This window comes from Azoarcus sp. CIB, from assembly GCF_001190925.1.
Taxonomy (GTDB): Bacteria; Pseudomonadota; Gammaproteobacteria; order Burkholderiales; family Rhodocyclaceae; genus Aromatoleum.
On record NZ_CP011072.1, the window covers coordinates 3,031,772 to 3,047,160 of the forward strand.

Below are 15,389 nucleotides of genomic sequence, written 5' to 3' on the forward strand. Positions count from 1 at the left end.
GAGCACTCCCCCGGTTCGCGAACTCGGCGCGGATTCGGGGAGATCGCTCCGTATTGCGGAGATGAATCCCCGTCCATGACGTATCTATAGCAAATCGACGCCCCGTATCCAACCGTTTTTGTCGGGTAATAGCCCTTGCAAAAGCATGGTTTTCAAGCACATACATTCATCGCCGCACCCCGCGAAGATCGCCGTCGGCCAGCGTCCGCAGCACCCGCCGATAGCAGGAAGCGGCCTCAGGATTGCCGATCGCATAAACCGAGCACAGGATTTCCCGCAGCGCGCGGGACACGAAATCGCGCTCGAGACGGTCCGGCTCGCGGCGCATTCCGAAGGGTTTGAACAGCAGGTGCAGACGTTCGGGTGCCCCGCCCGGCGACGCCTCGCCCACCGCGGGCGGGCGGTAGTCGCACGGCACGTCGATGAAACCGATGTGCCGGAACACCGCCACCGCTTCCGCTCCGCATTCGATGAACCATCCCTCGGCGGACGTCCCGTCCTGCCTCATGCGCGCCTCGATGCGTGCGACCGCCCGGCGCAGCAGGCCGCGCCCGCGCAGGGTTCCGGCAAGGACGAGATAGCCGCCGAAACCGGCCGTCGGCAGCGTGAAGAAACTCGCCATGCCCTCGGCCGGGGCGTCCGTTGCCGTGCGCAACAGCCACAGGTGATAGTGCGCCGCGCCGCTGTCGCCGAGCGCGAAGGCCGCGGCAAAATCCTGCTGCGCGGCGACGCGGCCGGGGACGGGAATCGCCGCGCGGGCGATCGCGGCCGCCGTCGCGATGCCGTCCGGCGGCCGATCCGGCGACGACACGACTTCGACCACCAATCCGTCGGTCGGGTCCTGGCCTGCGTAGCGACCCAGCGGAACCAGCGCGACGCGCGGATGCGACGCGAGCGCGTCGGACATCGCGAGGAAATCGCGGTCCGCCGCGGGGTCCTCGATGCGCATCGCCCAGCGCAGATACTCCGCGACGACGAGTTCGACCCAGTGCGAACGGAAGCCCGACTGCGGCACACGCCCGAACGGACGCATGATCAGCAGCAGGCCGTCGACCGGCTGCTGTCCCGCCGACAGCGCGGGCTGGACGTAGGGGAATTCGAGCACGCCGAAGCCCCAGCGGCCCCAGATCGCCGCGCGCCGGAAGGGGTCCATGTTGTCGGGCGTCGCGGGACGGCGGAAGGGATCGTTCATCTCGGCGACCACGGCGGCCAGGCGCGCGTCGTGCCGCCGGGCGTCCCGGCGCAGCAGGCGGATCGCCTCGTCCAGCAGTGCGCGGCCGATGCCGGAAGCGCGGCGGTCCGAAGCGACGAACAGGAATTCGATCACGCCCGCACGCGGCATGGCGAGATAGTCGAACACGACACCCCCGACCGCTTCGCCGTCGAGTTCGGCGACGACGATGTGGTAGTTGTTGCTCCCGTACCAACCCTGCGCCTTCAGCAGCAGATAGCGCCGCATGTTGTCGAGCGATTCGCGCTCGTCGGGGTCGGGGAACTCTGCGACGTAGCGCTCGCGGTAGAAGCGCTCCAGCGCCGCCAGCCCGGCCCGCGAGGCGTCGATTTCGCGGAAGCGCACGCTGGGCACCCGGGAGCTTGCGGCGACGCGCTGACCTCCACCTTCGGCCATGTCAGCGCTTGGTTTTCTGCCGCTGCAGCTGGTCGACGTAGGCGAAGTAATCGGCGACCAGTTCCGGCAGGTGGCAGGACGAGAAGTAGCCTGCGAGCCCCCAGGGCCGCAGCGCCGGGTTGTCCGCACTCCCCGGCACGATCACCGCGGCGGCGAATTCGCGATCGGGCTCGGCTTCGAGGCGCTTGCACAGCAGATCGGGTAGCGGCTCGGCCGACGGGTAGCGGATCGCACAGTCACAGCCGGAGTAGTCCGAACTGCACACGAGGTGGAAGCGGATGCCGCTGGCGACATCATCGGCGTCGAAGAATTCGGCCCGTCGCTCCCACACCTGGCGCAGCAGCTGCAAGCTGTTCTCGACGACCGCGCGGCGCTGGAAGCGCAGGGCTGCGGGATCGGAGACGTTCGCATGCACGAACACCGGCAGCAGATCCTCCCACAGGCGTGCGTCGCCGACGCGCACCCGCTGGCTCGCGTTCTCGGGCCACGGCGGATAACACTTGCGACGCAGCAGGCGCGGCCCGACGTCGGGGTCGGACGGATCGGGCTTGCCGACCGCGACGAGGTACATCATCCACAGGTAGGCGGAAAAGTAGACGCGCGTCTCGTCGACCTCGCGATCGACCTGTTCCAGTTGCAGCACGAGTCCGTCCGAATGATGCGCGTGGCCGGGTCCCTCGCCACACCACAGACTGGCCTGTGCGGCGGCCATCGGATACTTGCGCGGCTGCAACTCCTCCTCGCTGTCGTCACGGTCCAGCTCGTCGATCAGGTCGCGCGGCGCGTCGTCGGCCGGGAAATCGAGGCCCTTGTCCCCTTCCTCGCCTAGGAAATGCGGCCCCCAGCGCAGGCGTCCGGTCAGCTGCACGAGTTTCGCGCTACGGCCGGCGGCAGCGAGATCGGCGACCAACGGCCCCAGCTTGCGCGGTTCGCCGCTCTCGTCCTCGTCGATCTCGATCAGCGGCAGCGAATTGTTCTCGTCGCCATAGCCATACTGATACGCGAACTTGCCCTGCCACTGCGCGCATCGGCAGATCGGGATGCTCGGCCCCCACACCAGCCAGCAGTTCCATTGCGAGGCCTGCAGGCTCTCGAAGGCGCCGGAGCGTACCGCGGCCTTGGGTATCGAGTGCTGATACGCGTTGAGCACCGGCCGCCAGTCGTCCTCGAAATGCGACAGCAGCCCGGCGACGAGGAACTGCGGCGCGACGAAGCCGAGGTTGACGCGGATGCGACACAGGGTCGCGAGCTGGTCCGGGGGTGGCGCATTGCGCGCGACGCGTTCGATGGTGTCGAAGTACGTCTCCCACAAGGCCTCGCGTTCGCGCGCCAACATGAAGAACAGCGAATTCACCTCGACCACGCTGCCGCTGAAGTCGCCGTTTCGCGCACCGCGCTTCAACTCGCCGGCGAGCCGGCGCGCGGTATCGCTGACCTCGAGTCCGTCGAGCGTTTCCTGCAATGCCCGCGCGGAGGTCGGCGCCTCGGAGCGCAGCAACTGGTACTCGATGAAGAGCCGCAGCGCACTGAACAGCGGCTCGCCCGAAAGATCGCAGAACGTCCCCAGCCGCTCGACGACCTGGCCGGCGAACTCCTCTCGCGCCTCGCTGCGCATCTCCTGCAGCAAGGTCGCCGCGAGCAGCGCGGCGGCGGCCTTCGCATGCATCTCGTCATCGTCGGCGGCCGACGGCCCCGCATGCGCATTCCGTCCCGCAGCGGCATCCCCGAGAAGTCCGGCAATCTCGACCATCAGGTTGCTGAGGTGGCGATTCACGGTCGTCGACGTTTCCTTGCCGAATTCGGCGAGCGCCTTGATCTTCTTCGTTTTCTCGTTCCGCACCTTGGGCCGAATATCCGTGTCCTTCAGCCAGCCTATCGCCTCCCATGCGCAGGGAATGATCTGAACGGGAATCACGCGCAAGCCCTTTTCGGAGCGCGCCAGCAGCTTTGGCAGTTCGGTCTTGCGAATGAAGTTCGAACTGAGGAAGGACGGGCTGATGAGGAGGATGGCGAGGTCCGCACTGGCCAGTGCAGCCTCGATCTCAGGCAGCCACTTGTCACCGGCACGGATGCGGTTGCGGTCGAGCCAGACATCCATCTCGATCGGGTCATGGAGGCCCTGCAGATGTTTCACGACGACGTCGCACCAGCTGTCGTCCTCGCGGCTGTAGCTGACGAACACGTGCGTAGTCTGGCTCATCGCCCCCCCCCACCCCGTTACGGTCACCTATTGATCACGATAGACCAAGCGCGCAGCGCTGCCGATCCGCATGGGTGTTGCCCACGGACAGACAGGGATGCCGCAATGTGTTCGGCGTTACCCGTCAGTTACCCGCGGCACGTTGCAGTTGCACGACCAGACTTCTTGGTAAAACGCATATAACACTAGTGTTTTCAATGGCTTGCAAAACAACTCGGGCACTGCCGGATTTCTGGCACGCCCCCTGCAATAGGAGTTTCGAGCGCGCGGAAGTGCTCGAAAGAAATCACAGACCCAAGACTGAAACCCAAGGAGAGCCATCATGAAAACCCTGACCATCAACGACCTGCCGATGACCGAAGAACTGGGCCGCGAGGCAATGAGCGAAGTGCGCGGCGGCATGCACGCGATGTACTACACGCCCTTCTACTGGGGGGGCTACGTCGATGCCTCCACGACGAACGAGTCGTTCAGCGCCCTGCAGCAGATCAATCAGGGACAAAGTGTGGCGACCAACGTCGGCAACAACGTCGCCGTGCTGGCCGGGATCGCGTCCCCGTCAGTGCCGGTCACCGCGACGCAGAACGCCAACATCAACAACCACGTCCACTTCTGAACGCAACCGAATCATGTGGAGGCCCCCGGGCCTCCACCGATCCAACCCAATACGAGGAGCACTACCATGTCGTCGATCATGATTCGCGATCTGGCCCTGAGCAAGGAACTCGACAGCGGCGAAATGTCAGCCGTTCGCGGAGGCGCGCTGGGGCCCGTCGCACACCTTCCCTTCGCAAACGTGAACGTCAATGTCGGCATCAATCAGACGATCGCACAATTCCAGAATATCCAGGTCAATGCCCTCAACAACGTGGGCGTGATCGGGGCCGATTTCGGCTTCGAACTGGACCTGAATGCGGCGCAGATCGCAAACCCGGTCATCGCAATCTAGGGCAACGGAGGCCCGCGGCCTCCTTGTCGATCAGAGGGTCGAATCGCGTGACCTATACTGAACCATCGTCGATCGCCACCCCAAGCACTTACCGTCAGGAAAAACCATGGCCACCATCGTTATCAAGGACTTGCCGGAAAACATGGACCTCGATCGCGAAGCGATGCAGGCAATCACCGGAGGCGCGCGTCTGCGCGCCAGTCCGGCTGCCTCGGTCCGCGCCCCCCGCTTTCCCGAGCTGTCGCGTAACGCCGGAGCCGGGAGGTCCGAGACGCGGCGGCGTCCCGCGATGAGCACGCTGTTCAAATAACGCCTGCACACCGAAGCCGACCGCCCTGATCGACATCGAATCCGGAGAAATATCATGTCCGCCATCGCCATCCACGACCTCAGCATGAATCGCGATCTGGATCGCGCCGCCCTGGCGTCCATCAAGGGCGGCGGCGCGCCGTGGGTCTACGGCTGGATCCGCCCCTTTGTGTCGTCCCAGCCCAGCTTCGGCCGGTCGGTGAACTACTACCAGATCAGCAACACGTTCGTCGCCGACCAGATGGTCAATCAGTTCCAGGTCATCGACATCACGAACACGGCCGCCAACTCGACGATCAGCGTCGGCGTGGGCGCAGACGGCAACGCGCTGAAGCAGTAGCGGCCGGGCCCCATTCGGGGAGACAAGCTTGACCGGCCCAACTCCGATTCGCTGGACCTCCGCCGCACGCTGCCACGTCGGGCTGGTGCGGGAGGTCAATGAGGACTCCTTTCTCGACCGCCCCGAGCGCGCGCTCTGGGCGGTCGCAGACGGCATGGGCGGGCACGACGCGGGCGACCTCGCGAGCGGCATGGTGGTCGCCACGCTGGACGGTCTGCCCGCCTTCTCGAGCCTGACGAACCTCGTCGACGCGGCACGCGAGCGGCTGCAGGACGTCAACCGCCGGCTTCGCGCGGAGGCGCTGATGCGCGATGTCTCGATCATCGGCAGCACGGTCGTCGCCCTGCTCGCGTGCGAACGCTACGGCGCCTACCTGTGGGCGGGCGACAGCCGGATCTACCTGTATCGCAAAGGCAGGCTCACCCTGCTCAGCCGCGACCACAGCACACTCGAGGAACTCCGGGCGCGCGGCTTTCCGGTTGGCAACGATGCGCTGCAACCCGGTCACAACCTGATCACGCGCGCGGTGGGTGCCGTCGACGTCCTCGAACTCGATCAGGGCGCGGTCGTGGTCGGCGACGGCGACATCTTCCTGCTGTGCAGCGACGGACTGAGCAATCTGGTGAGCGAGGACGACATCCGCGACAACCTTGCCACGGGCGACTGCCGCCAGGCGGCCGACGCGCTGGTCGACCTCGCCCTGAAAGGCGGCGGGCACGACAATATCACCGCCGTCGTCGTCCGTGCCGAAGACCCCGACTGCTCGGACATGACCGTGCTGAATCCGGCGCTGTAACGGGGCTACGCCGCGCGCCCGCTCAGTTGCCCCTCAAGTGGCCCCTCAGTTGCCCCCCTCGCCGCGCGAGGAATTCCCTTTGCGGAAGTCCTTCGAGTGGATGCCGTGCTTCTTCAACAGCGTCTGCAGGTGCGACCGGTTCATGTCGCAGCGGCGGGCCAGTTCGGCCACCGTTCCGCCCACCTGCTCCAGCCCGCGTTCCAGGAACTGCTTCTCGGCTTCGTCGCTCGCGACCCGCTTGGCGTCGCTGAGCGAGATCGCTTCCGCCGCGGCGGCCACGCCGGCCACGGGGGCAGTCGCCGCTGGCGACACCGCGGGCGCGGGCCGGATGTCGGGCGGCAGGTGTTCGAGATCGGCCGTTTCGCCGGCGAGACAGGACAGGCGATAGATCAGATTGCGCAGCTCGCGGATGTTGCCGGGATAGCGGTAGCGCAGCAGGAAGTCGCGCAAGCGCGACGACATCTTGATCGGCCGGCGCTTGAGCGCTTCCGCCGCCTCATCGCCGAAGAAGGCGAACAGCAGCGGGATCTCGTCCCGGCGCTCGCGCAGCGGCGGCAGGGTCAGGTGGATGACGCTGAGGCGATAGAACAGGTCCTCGCGGAAGGTCCCCTCCTCGCTCAGGCGCCGCAGGTTGCGGTTGGTCGCGGCGACGATGCGCGCGTCCACCGCGATCGGCTCGTCGGAACCGACGCGCTGGATCTCGTGCGATTCCAGCACCCGCAACAGCTTCACCTGCCCGGGCAACGGCAGTTCGCCGATCTCGTCGAGGAAGATGGTGCCGGTGTGGGCGCTCTCGAACTTGCCCTTGCGGTCGCTGACGGCGCCCGTGAATGCGCCCTTGCGGTGGCCGAAGAGTTCGGATTCCAGCAGGTTTTCCGGAATTGCGCCGCAGTTCACCGAGATGTAGGGCTTGTCCGGGCGCGAACCGTTGGCGTGGATGACCTTCGCCATCAACTCCTTGCCGGTGCCGCTCTCACCGTCGATCAGCACGGGCAGGTCGGTCGGCGCGGCCTTCTCGGCGATCTCCAGGGCTTCGAGGAGCTGCGGATTGTCGCCGAACGCGCCTTCGAATACGAAGCTGCGATCGAGCAAGGCGCGCCGCCGCGCACCGGGCGCCAGATCCGCGGGCGCAGCCTCGGTCGCCGCCGCCTGCACGAAGCGTTCCTTGTGCGACAGCTGCATGACCTCGTCGCGCAGCGTGTTCGCCTGGCGCAGCAGTTTCTCGATCTCGGGCCGCGCAAGGGTCGACGCCCAGCGCAGCGTCGAGCGCAGGATCTCGATCTTCTCCAGCAGTCCCGCGTAGGAGATCGCCGAACTGCCGCGCGAACCGGGGGCCAGGATCTTCATGCCGCCGCCAGCTGTTTCTGCACCAGTTGGTAATACATGCCCTGGCGCGCGACAAGCTCGTCGTGCCGCCCCTGCTCGACGATTGCCCCTTCGTACAGCACCAGGATCTTGTCGGCGCGCATGATCGTCGACAGCCGGTGCGCGATGATCACCGCGGTGCGCCCCTTGAGGATCTCCTGCATGTTGCCGATGATGTTGCTTTCCGACTGGGTATCCAGGGCGGACGTCGCCTCGTCGAACACCAGCAGGCGGGGATCGTGGTACAGCGCGCGGGCGATGCACAGGCGCTGGATCTGCCCGCCCGAGAGCCCCATCCCGCGCTCGCCGACGATCTGCTCGTAGCCCAGCGGCAGCTTGCGGATGAAGGCATGCGCATCGGCCATCTTCGCCACTTCCTCGATGCGCCGGCGGTCCGGGGTCTCGTCACCGCTGGCGATGTTCTCGGCAATGGTCCCCGAGAACAGCAGGTTGCTCTGCATCACGTAGCCGACCTGGGCGCGGTAGTACTCCTTGTCGATCACGCTCATGTCGTAGCCGTCGACCACGATGCGCCCGTCCGACGGCGGGTAGAAACCGACCAGCAGCTTCGCCAGGGTCGTCTTGCCCGAGCCGCTGCGGCCGACGATGGCGATCAGTTCGCCCGGCTTGATGTCGAAGCTGATGTTCTCCAGCACGTAGGCCGTTTCGTTGCCGCCGTAGCGGAAATACACGCCTTCGAGGCTGATCTCGCCCTTCAGGTCGGGCAGCACGACGCGCGAGGCGACGTCCCCGGGACGCTGTTCGGGCTCGATGTCGAGCACGTCGCCGAGGCGCTCCATCGCAACCGCCGCGTCATTGACCTGGCTCCACAGCGCAACAAGGCCCATGAGTGGCGCCAGCACGCTGCCCATCATCGCGTTGAAGGCCATCAGCTGGCCGACCGTGAGTTCGTGCGCAAGGACCTGATTGGCGCCGACCCACAGGATCGTGATCGTGGTCGCCGAGTTGAGCAGCTGACTGACGAAGCCCACCCACACGTTGAACATCTTCGCCCGGTACTGCACCGCGAGCGCCTTGGCGTATTTCTTCTCCCACTTCAGGCGCACCGGGCGTTCGATGCCCATGCCCTTGATCGTCTCGACCCCGCCGAGCGCCTCCATCAGGAAGGCTTGCGCTTCGGTCGAGGCGCTGAACATTTCCCGCGCGTAGTTCTTGACCTTGGGCGTGACGACCACCGTCAGCACCATGATCGGGATGACGAAGGCGATCAGCAGCAGCGTCATCTTCACGTTGTAGAGGAACAGGATCGTGAAGTAGATGAACACCATCAGCAGGTTCAGCACCGTCGTGACCGTCGACTCGGTGAGGAAGGCGCGGATCGTCTGGTTTTCCTGGAAGCGCGCGAGGATGTCGCCGGTCTTGCGCTTGGCGAAGAAGGAGAACGGCAGCGACATCGTGTGCTTGAAGAACTGCGACATCATCGCGAAGTCCATGTTGCGCACCATGAAGTTCGCGAGAAACGCGCGGATCGTCGACATGAGGTGCGTCGACAGGTTGGTGATGATCAGCCCGGCGATCAGCAGGTGCAGCAGGCTCACGTTCTCATGCACGATCACGCCGTCGAGGATGTTCTGGATGATGAGCGGCGGCACGATGCCCAGCACCTGGATCACGAAGGTCGCCATCACCAGGTGGGCGAGGATCTTCTTGTAGGGGCGCAGGTAGCCGACGAAGCGAATCCACGGCGAGCGCGCCGCCGCCATCTGCACGAGGTTCTGTCCGGGGCTGAACAGCAGGCAGGTGCCGCTCCAGCCGCGCTCGAAGTCCTCGACGGCCATCTGCCGGAAGCCGAGCGCCGGATCGGCGACCCACACCTGCTTCTTCGATACGCCGTAGACGACGATGTAGTGGTAACCCTCCCAGTGCGCGATGAAGGGCAGCTCGAAGCCCTGCAGCGCGTCGAAGGTGCACTGCACGCCGCGCGTCGTGAAGCCGAGCGACTCGCCCGCGCGCGCGAGGCTCTCCAGCGTCGCGCCCTGCGTCGTGACGTTGGCGAGTTCGCGCAGCTTGCCCAGCGTCATCGGAATGTCGAAGTGGCGGCAGATCATCGCCAGGCAGGCGGCGCCGCAGTCCATCTCCTCGGCCTGCTCGACCAGCGGGAAGCGGCGGATCACCCGCTCGCCCATCTCCGGTTTCGACTGCAGGTCGAGCATGACCTTCAGCTTGCGTCGGTCCGCGAGCTTCTTCTGGCGCTCCAGCTCGCGTTCGACGAAGCGGATGCGCTCCTCCAGCACCTCGCGCAGCTTCGGGTTGCGCTCCAGGATCAGGTGCACCGATTTCTCCGGCACGACCAGCAGCGTCGTGTCGGTCGTCGCGATGACGGAGGCCATCTGCTCCTGACGCATCATGCAGGCCTTCTCGCCGAAGATCTCGCCGTGGCCCAGCGTCGCAAGCACGTATTCGTTGCCCTGCTCGCTGCGCACGACGCGCACTTCGCCGTGGCGCACCACGTACAGGCGGCGGTCCTCGCGCCCGTCCTGCTTCAGGATCTCCTTGCCCGCGGCGACGCGCTTGACGCCGACGCTGCGCACGAGCTCCTCGAGTTCCTTCTTGTCGACCTTGCCGCGCAGGTCGAAGAGCCGCGCGACCACGCCGCCCGCGGACCCGATCGCGACGTAGCTGGTGATGAAGGCCAGCGCGGCGGGGTTCTGCGCGATGATCGGTTCGATCGCCTTGCGCGGCACCAGCAGCAGCTCGGTCTTGGCCGAGGCGCGTGCCGAGAATTCGTGGCGGTACTCGCGCAACATGGCCATCTCGGCGACGACCTCGCCCGTCTTGCGCACGCCGAGGCTCACTTCCTTGCCGTGCTCGTCGGCGAAGACGCGCACCGAGCCGGAACGGATCACGAACACGCCCTCGGCCGCCTCGCCCGCGTTGCACACCGTCTCGCCGAAGGCCAGGAAGCGCGACTGGCACTGCTCGGCAAGCCGTTCGAGCTCGTCGCGCGTGAAGGGCGACAGCAGCTCGACGGACGCCAGGAAGTCGGCCAGCGATTCGGTTTGCGGGGGCGTTTTCGGGGGAGCGTCCATGGTCTGCCGGCCTCGCGTGCTTAACGCACTTCGATGACGTGTTCCTGCGCCCGCACCGCCAGCCAGGCGTCGCGCAGCAGGCGCCGCACCTCGGCCGCGGTGTCGGCGTCGAGGCGTGCCGGGTTCTTCGCGTTCACGAGGAAGATCTCGAAGAACGAGCGGTCGGATGCGGCGAAGGGTCCGAGCAGGTCGCCGACGTTGGCGTTGAAGACCTTGGCCTCGATCTCGGTCTTGAGCGAGCCGCGCAACACCGTGCCGATGTAGCCGCCCTGCTCGCGGGTGTCGGCGATCGAGTGTTCGCGCGCCAACTCGCCGAAGCTGTCGGGGTCGTCCGCCAGCAGCGACATCATCTCCTTCGCCTGGCCTTCGTTCTCGAGCACGATATGGCTCACCTCGATGCTGTCAAAGCGCGGCGAATTGAGCTGGAAGAATTCCTCCACCGCCCGGTCGCTGCAGACGTGCTGCATCATCTTTTCCTGGTACAGGCCGTCGATGATGAATTCCTCGAACTCGTCGAGGCTCACCCCCAGCGCGTCGAGGTAGCGATTCATGTCGGCCGCGCGGTGCAGGTTCAGCACGCGGCGGTACTGGTCCGCACGCTCCTGGATTTCCTCGGCCGACACCGGAATCCCCTGCTTCTTCGCCGCGTGCACGGCGACCCGGTCACGCACGATCTCGTCGACGAGACCCTCGAATCGTCCCGTCAGCTTCAGGATCCGCACGAATTCCTCGGTGCCGATGTTTTCATCATCGATTCGCACGATCGCCGTCATGTCATGTGCTCCTTGAGGTAAACGCCTGTCGCATCAACCGCTGATCTGGCGGAACGGGTCCAGCGCGAGGTCGATCACGCGACGCTCGCGCACCACGATCTCGGCGGTGGCCGTCATGCCGTAGCGGACCGGGTACTTGGTGTCCGAGACGAGGTAGTGATCGCGGGCGAGCGTCACGTGGCCCTCGTAGACCGGCTCCTTGGTCTTCGCCGACGCCGCCGTCGCGGGCGAGATGAATTCGAGCGTGCCGTCGATGAGGCCGTAGCGCTGGTACGGGAAGGCATTGAACTTCAGCTTCACCGGCAAGCCTTCGCGCAGGAAGGCGCGGTCGCGTTCGGCGATCTCCATCTTGATCACCGCGCGCGCGTCCTTCGGCGCGATGCCGCCGAGCGGCGTGTTCGCCTGGATCTTGTCGCCGGGCTGGGTCGAGCTGACATCGGTGACGACGCCGTCGACCGGCGCGAGGATCAGCAGGAAGTTGTCCTTGTCGATGTTCTCGAAACGGATCCGCTCGGCTGCCTGCGCCGCGAGGCGCGCCGTCTGCAATTGCAGCCGCAGCTTGTCCTCCTCCTTCGCGACTTCGCGCGAGGCCGCGTCATGCTCGATCCGCAGCCGCGTCACTTCCTGATCGCTGCTTTCGAGTTCGGCGCTCGCCTTCGCGGTCTCCTGGCTCAAGCGGAAGTCCAGTTCGCCGAGCCGGGATTGCGCGACGCGCAAGGCATTTTCCGCCGCGAGCCAGGCGGTCTTCTTCGTTTCGACCTGCAGCTGCGACACGCCCCCGCCGCCGGGCAGCGCGAACAGGCTCTGGTACTTGTCGAACTCCAGCTTCGTCGCGTCGCGCGTCCGGCGCGCGTTGTCGAGCTCGCTGCGCGCCTGCTGCAGCTGCGCCTTCTGGCCCTCGGCGAGTTTGGTCGTGCCTTCGGCGATGCGCTTCTCATGCACGTGCAGGGCCGCCTCGATCTGCTGCTTCAACGCTTCGGCCTTGCGCTCGAGCAGCGCCTTGCGCTCGGGAAAGCGTTTCCATTCGCGCTCGGCATCCTCGAGCTTCAATTGCGCCTCCAGCGCATGCGTCGCAGCCTCGACCGCGCCACGGGCGTTGAGCCGCGCCAGCACGTCGCCCTTCGACACCGGCTGCCCCGGCTCCATGTAGACGTCCGCCAGCTCGCCGTCGATGGGCGCGTAGACGCGGCGGACTTCCGACTCGGGCGCAAGAATGCCGGGCGCCGTCACGATCACGTCGGCATGCCCGACGAAGGACCAGATCAGGGTGGCCACCACCAGGCCCAGCATCACGACGACGAGCGCCAGGCTCAGTCGCCCCGGCTCCGCCGTGAGGATCTCGATGCCCTCGGCGCTGTGATCCTCCAGGGCCTCGGTCAGCGGCCTGAGGTGACTTCCACTGAGGTGACCTTCATTCTTCATCGCTCCGACCTCCGATCAGCGCGAGCTTGGCCTTCAGCAAGCCGGGCTCCAGCACCATGTGCAGATCCCGCAACGAGCGGCGCTGCAGTTCGGTCTCCGTATCGATCTCGTCCGCGAGCGCGCTCCACTTCGCGGCGTCTGCGGCGTTCAGCAGCTGGTAGATGCGCATCGCCTGCTGCATGTCGGCGTGCGCTTCGGACAGCAGGCGGGCCTGCGAGCGGAAGGCCCCCGAGATGCCGGATTCGAGCCGGTGCTCGCCGCCGATGCCGCCGTTGCTCCGGTACTGGCGCCACATCCCTTGCGCCCGGTTCAGCAGTTCGTTCGCCCGGCCCAGCGCCTTTTCGCGATAGACGCGCACGTCCGCTTCGGTCGCGCGGACGAACCAGCTGTCTTCGTCGGTATCGAGTGAACTGTAGAACGCCAGCAGCCGCTCGTCGTATCCCTTGCTGCCGCGCACCTGCTGCAGCTCCGTGAACTGCTGCTGCACGGCCTTGCGGTGCTCGAGCTGGCGTGCTGCCACGTCGGCCCACGGTCCGGTCGAGACCTGCTGCAGGGCAGCGAACGTCTGGTCCGCCTTGCCTTCACGCCATGCGGCGGAGGCCGCGCGATAGTGGCGCAGGAGATCCGCCGATGGCAGCCGGCTCGCCCCGAGCTTCGCGAACTGCGCCTGGAAGGGCGGTGTCGCGAACTTCAGCTTGTCGAGGACGGCGACGAGGGGCCCCAGCTTGCCCGCGCTCATTGCGCCATCGAGCGCGACGTACTGGCGCAAGTCCTCGCGCAGGGCGTCGATCCCAGCGAGTCGCGGGTACTTGTCGGCGTATTCGTTCAACACCGCGTCCAGCGCCTCCGGCCGGTCCTGCGCCAGTTCCTCCGTGATGCTCGCGTTCAGGCGCTCGATCGCGGCGAGATAGACCGATTCGTCCCCTTCCAGCCTGCGCAGGTGGGTCAACGCTTCAGCATAGACGTCCTTGAACGCCGGCACGTGTGCCCCGATCAGGGCGAGCGCCCGCTGGTGCCCCTTGGCGTCGTCGTTCCAGCGCTGCAACAGGCCCCTGATCCGCTCCTCATCCGCATACATGCGGATCGGGGCAGCTGCGCCGCGCCGTTCACGCACGAACTGTTCGAGGGCCGCGATCCATTCGAGCTCACCGAGCAGTGCCTGCGCATCGGTATTGTGGCGAGCGCCCGTCTTCATGTCGGCGAGCACGGCCGTCGCCCGGTCGAAGCCGCCAGCGTGCAGGCTCTCGATCCACTCGGGGAGCTTCGCCTTCAACAAGGCCTCGGTGCCGAGTGCCTCCAGCGCCGCGTCGTCCGGGTTCCGGGCCAGGTATTCATCGGCGGCGGCGAGCGCCTGCGCATAGGCGCCATCGGCGATGAGATCCCTGATTTCCCGCTCGGTGGAGCCGATGAAATACACCCCGACCGCGATCGCCACGAGCAGCACCAGCCCGGGGATCCCCCAGCGCAGCGCACGCTGCTTCGCCGCGCGATCGTCACCCGCAAAGGCCTTGCCCAATTCGCGCACCAGGATCGCGGCCCGGCTGCGCTCGCGCTCCACCACCTGCGGTGGCGCTTCCTCGGCGCGCGCGTCGTCGTTGTTGAGTTCGTCCTGCGGGGCACCGGGATCGTTGCAGAAAATATCGAGGAAGGAGTCGGCTGCCGCGACGAAGGTCGTGCGGTCGGCATTGGCATGGGGATCGGCGGCGACGGCGTCGACAGGGCTGAACGTGGTCAGCGTCGGATCGGTCTCGGGTTCGCGCTGCAGGCTGACCGTGTACACGAAATGACTGCCGGCAAATCCCAGCACCGTGCCGTCGCGCAGTTCGACGGCATGCTCGTCGAGCCGCGTTCCGTCCACGAAGGTTCCGTTCGTACTGCCCAGGTCCTCGACGAAGGGCGCATTGCTCTTCAGGAAGATATGGGCATGGCGCCGCGACACATAATTCACCTGATGGGGGCTCGCCTCCTTGTAGCGCGCGAACACCTCGTCGGCCTTGCTGATCAGGAAGGGGAAACGGGCGATGACGATGGGCTGGAGCCCGAGGTCGTCGCGCACGGGCGTGAGCGTCAGGCTGAGCAGCGCGCCCGCACGCCGCGGTTTCGTCGTGCGCGGCGCGATCTTGACGCGATACGTCAGCGTTCCGCCCAGGCCGATCTCGTCGCGGTCGTACAGCCTGCACGGCTTCTCCTGCACGGCAACGCCGTTCACGCTCGTGCCGTTCTTGCTGCCCAGGTCGGCGACGTAAAGCGCGCCGCCCTCCCAGAAGATCCGCGCATGGCGACGCGACAGCTCGGCGACGAGCTCGCAGTCATACGACGCGAACGGCGACTCGTTGCGCCCGATCGCGAACAGGTTCTCCTCGATGAGGATCTCGCCCAGTTCCGGATGCGATTTGGGCTTGAGCCGAACATCGAAGTCCTGTTCGGCCGTTGCCTGCATCGCGGCGGAAAAGGCTTCGTCAGCGGTCATGTTGCGACACCAGGCTCATTCTTTTGGCGCCTCGGTTATGTGCCTCAGTTGTGCGTCTTGCATGCGTGTCTTGCGTGCGTGTCGTGGT

General features: G+C 66.2%; 12 protein-coding genes. 5 read left to right on the forward strand and 7 right to left on the reverse strand.

Features of this window, described 5'->3' with window-relative positions; all coding sequences use genetic code 11:
- Positions 1–166 precede the first annotated feature (166 nt).
- Positions 167–1,627 (reverse strand): GNAT family N-acetyltransferase, encoded by a 1,461-nt coding sequence (locus tag AzCIB_RS13390; RefSeq protein ID WP_050416351.1) that lies wholly within the window; start codon positions 1,625–1,627, stop codon positions 167–169.
- A gap of 1 nt (position 1,628) precedes the next feature.
- Positions 1,629–3,827 (reverse strand): toll/interleukin-1 receptor domain-containing protein, encoded by a 2,199-nt coding sequence (locus tag AzCIB_RS13395; RefSeq protein ID WP_083447019.1) that lies wholly within the window; start codon positions 3,825–3,827, stop codon positions 1,629–1,631.
- Between the two features lie 322 nt (positions 3,828–4,149).
- On the opposite strand from AzCIB_RS13395, the gene AzCIB_RS13400 reads away from it, so the two are divergent.
- From AzCIB_RS13400 to AzCIB_RS13420, 5 genes are all read left to right on the forward strand, one after another.
- Complete coding sequence (locus AzCIB_RS13400; protein WP_050416353.1) at positions 4,150–4,443, forward strand: hypothetical protein; 294 nt, start codon at positions 4,150–4,152, stop codon at positions 4,441–4,443.
- Positions 4,444–4,509: 66 nt separating this feature from the next.
- On the forward strand, positions 4,510–4,776 hold the full coding sequence (locus tag AzCIB_RS13405) for a hypothetical protein (RefSeq protein WP_050416354.1): 267 nt from the start codon (positions 4,510–4,512) through the stop codon (positions 4,774–4,776).
- Positions 4,777–4,882: 106 nt separating this feature from the next.
- Entirely contained in the window at positions 4,883–5,086 is a 204-nt protein-coding gene (locus AzCIB_RS13410; protein ID WP_050416355.1) for a hypothetical protein, read from the forward strand.
- Between the two features lie 54 nt (positions 5,087–5,140).
- Positions 5,141–5,425, forward strand: a complete 285-nt coding sequence (locus AzCIB_RS13415; RefSeq protein WP_050416356.1) for a hypothetical protein — start codon at positions 5,141–5,143, stop codon at positions 5,423–5,425.
- A gap of 28 nt (positions 5,426–5,453) precedes the next feature.
- A complete protein-coding gene (locus AzCIB_RS13420; protein ID WP_050416357.1) occupies positions 5,454–6,221 on the forward strand; it encodes a PP2C family protein-serine/threonine phosphatase in 768 nt (255 codons plus the stop codon).
- A gap of 45 nt (positions 6,222–6,266) precedes the next feature.
- Here the strand turns inward: AzCIB_RS13420 and AzCIB_RS13425 are convergent, their stop codons facing one another.
- Genes AzCIB_RS13425 through AzCIB_RS13445 form a run of 5 tightly spaced genes read right to left on the reverse strand, consistent with a single transcriptional unit; the run spans position 6,267 to position 15,301 of the window.
- Positions 6,267–7,568 carry a sigma-54 interaction domain-containing protein gene (locus AzCIB_RS13425; protein WP_050416358.1) on the reverse strand — a complete coding sequence of 434 codons (1,302 nt, stop codon included), beginning with the start codon at positions 7,566–7,568 and terminating at the stop codon, positions 6,267–6,269.
- Positions 7,565–10,636 carry an ABC transporter transmembrane domain-containing protein gene (locus AzCIB_RS13430; protein ID WP_050416359.1) on the reverse strand — a complete coding sequence of 1,024 codons (3,072 nt, stop codon included), beginning with the start codon at positions 10,634–10,636 and terminating at the stop codon, positions 7,565–7,567. Before AzCIB_RS13430 ends, AzCIB_RS13425 begins: the two co-directional genes overlap by 4 nt.
- Positions 10,637–10,656: 20 nt before the next feature.
- Positions 10,657–11,409 carry a peptidylprolyl isomerase gene (locus AzCIB_RS13435; RefSeq protein ID WP_050416360.1) on the reverse strand — a complete coding sequence of 251 codons (753 nt, stop codon included), beginning with the start codon at positions 11,407–11,409 and terminating at the stop codon, positions 10,657–10,659.
- A 33-nt stretch (positions 11,410–11,442) separates the two neighbouring features.
- Positions 11,443–12,831: a beta-barrel domain-containing protein gene (locus AzCIB_RS13440; RefSeq protein ID WP_050416361.1), complete on the reverse strand. Its 1,389-nt coding sequence runs from the start codon at positions 12,829–12,831 to the stop codon at positions 11,443–11,445.
- Positions 12,821–15,301 carry an FHA domain-containing protein gene (locus AzCIB_RS13445; RefSeq protein ID WP_050416362.1) on the reverse strand — a complete coding sequence of 827 codons (2,481 nt, stop codon included), beginning with the start codon at positions 15,299–15,301 and terminating at the stop codon, positions 12,821–12,823. Before AzCIB_RS13445 ends, AzCIB_RS13440 begins: the two co-directional genes overlap by 11 nt.
- Positions 15,302–15,389: the final 88 nt, after the last annotated feature.

Bases quoted from the DNA above. Each gene is read 5' to 3' on its own strand.
- AzCIB_RS13435 (WP_050416360.1), bottom strand. From the start codon at position 11,409: ATGACGGCGATCGTGCGAATCGATGATGAAAACATCGGCACCGAGGAA.
- AzCIB_RS13425 (WP_050416358.1), bottom strand. From the start codon at position 7,568: ATGAAGATCCTGGCCCCCGGTTCGCGCGGCAGTTCGGCGATCTCCTAC.
- AzCIB_RS13430 (WP_050416359.1), bottom strand. From the start codon at position 10,636: ATGGACGCTCCCCCGAAAACGCCCCCGCAAACCGAATCGCTGGCCGAC.
- AzCIB_RS13415 (WP_050416356.1), top strand. From the start codon at position 5,141: ATGTCCGCCATCGCCATCCACGACCTCAGCATGAATCGCGATCTGGAT.
- AzCIB_RS13400 (WP_050416353.1), top strand. From the start codon at position 4,150: ATGAAAACCCTGACCATCAACGACCTGCCGATGACCGAAGAACTGGGC.
- AzCIB_RS13405 (WP_050416354.1), top strand. From the start codon at position 4,510: ATGTCGTCGATCATGATTCGCGATCTGGCCCTGAGCAAGGAACTCGAC.
- AzCIB_RS13445 (WP_050416362.1), bottom strand. From the start codon at position 15,301: ATGACCGCTGACGAAGCCTTTTCCGCCGCGATGCAGGCAACGGCCGAA.
- AzCIB_RS13395 (WP_083447019.1), bottom strand. From the start codon at position 3,827: ATGAGCCAGACTACGCACGTGTTCGTCAGCTACAGCCGCGAGGACGAC.
- AzCIB_RS13440 (WP_050416361.1), bottom strand. From the start codon at position 12,831: ATGAAGAATGAAGGTCACCTCAGTGGAAGTCACCTCAGGCCGCTGACC.
- AzCIB_RS13390 (WP_050416351.1), bottom strand. From the start codon at position 1,627: ATGGCCGAAGGTGGAGGTCAGCGCGTCGCCGCAAGCTCCCGGGTGCCC.
- AzCIB_RS13410 (WP_050416355.1), top strand. From the start codon at position 4,883: ATGGCCACCATCGTTATCAAGGACTTGCCGGAAAACATGGACCTCGAT.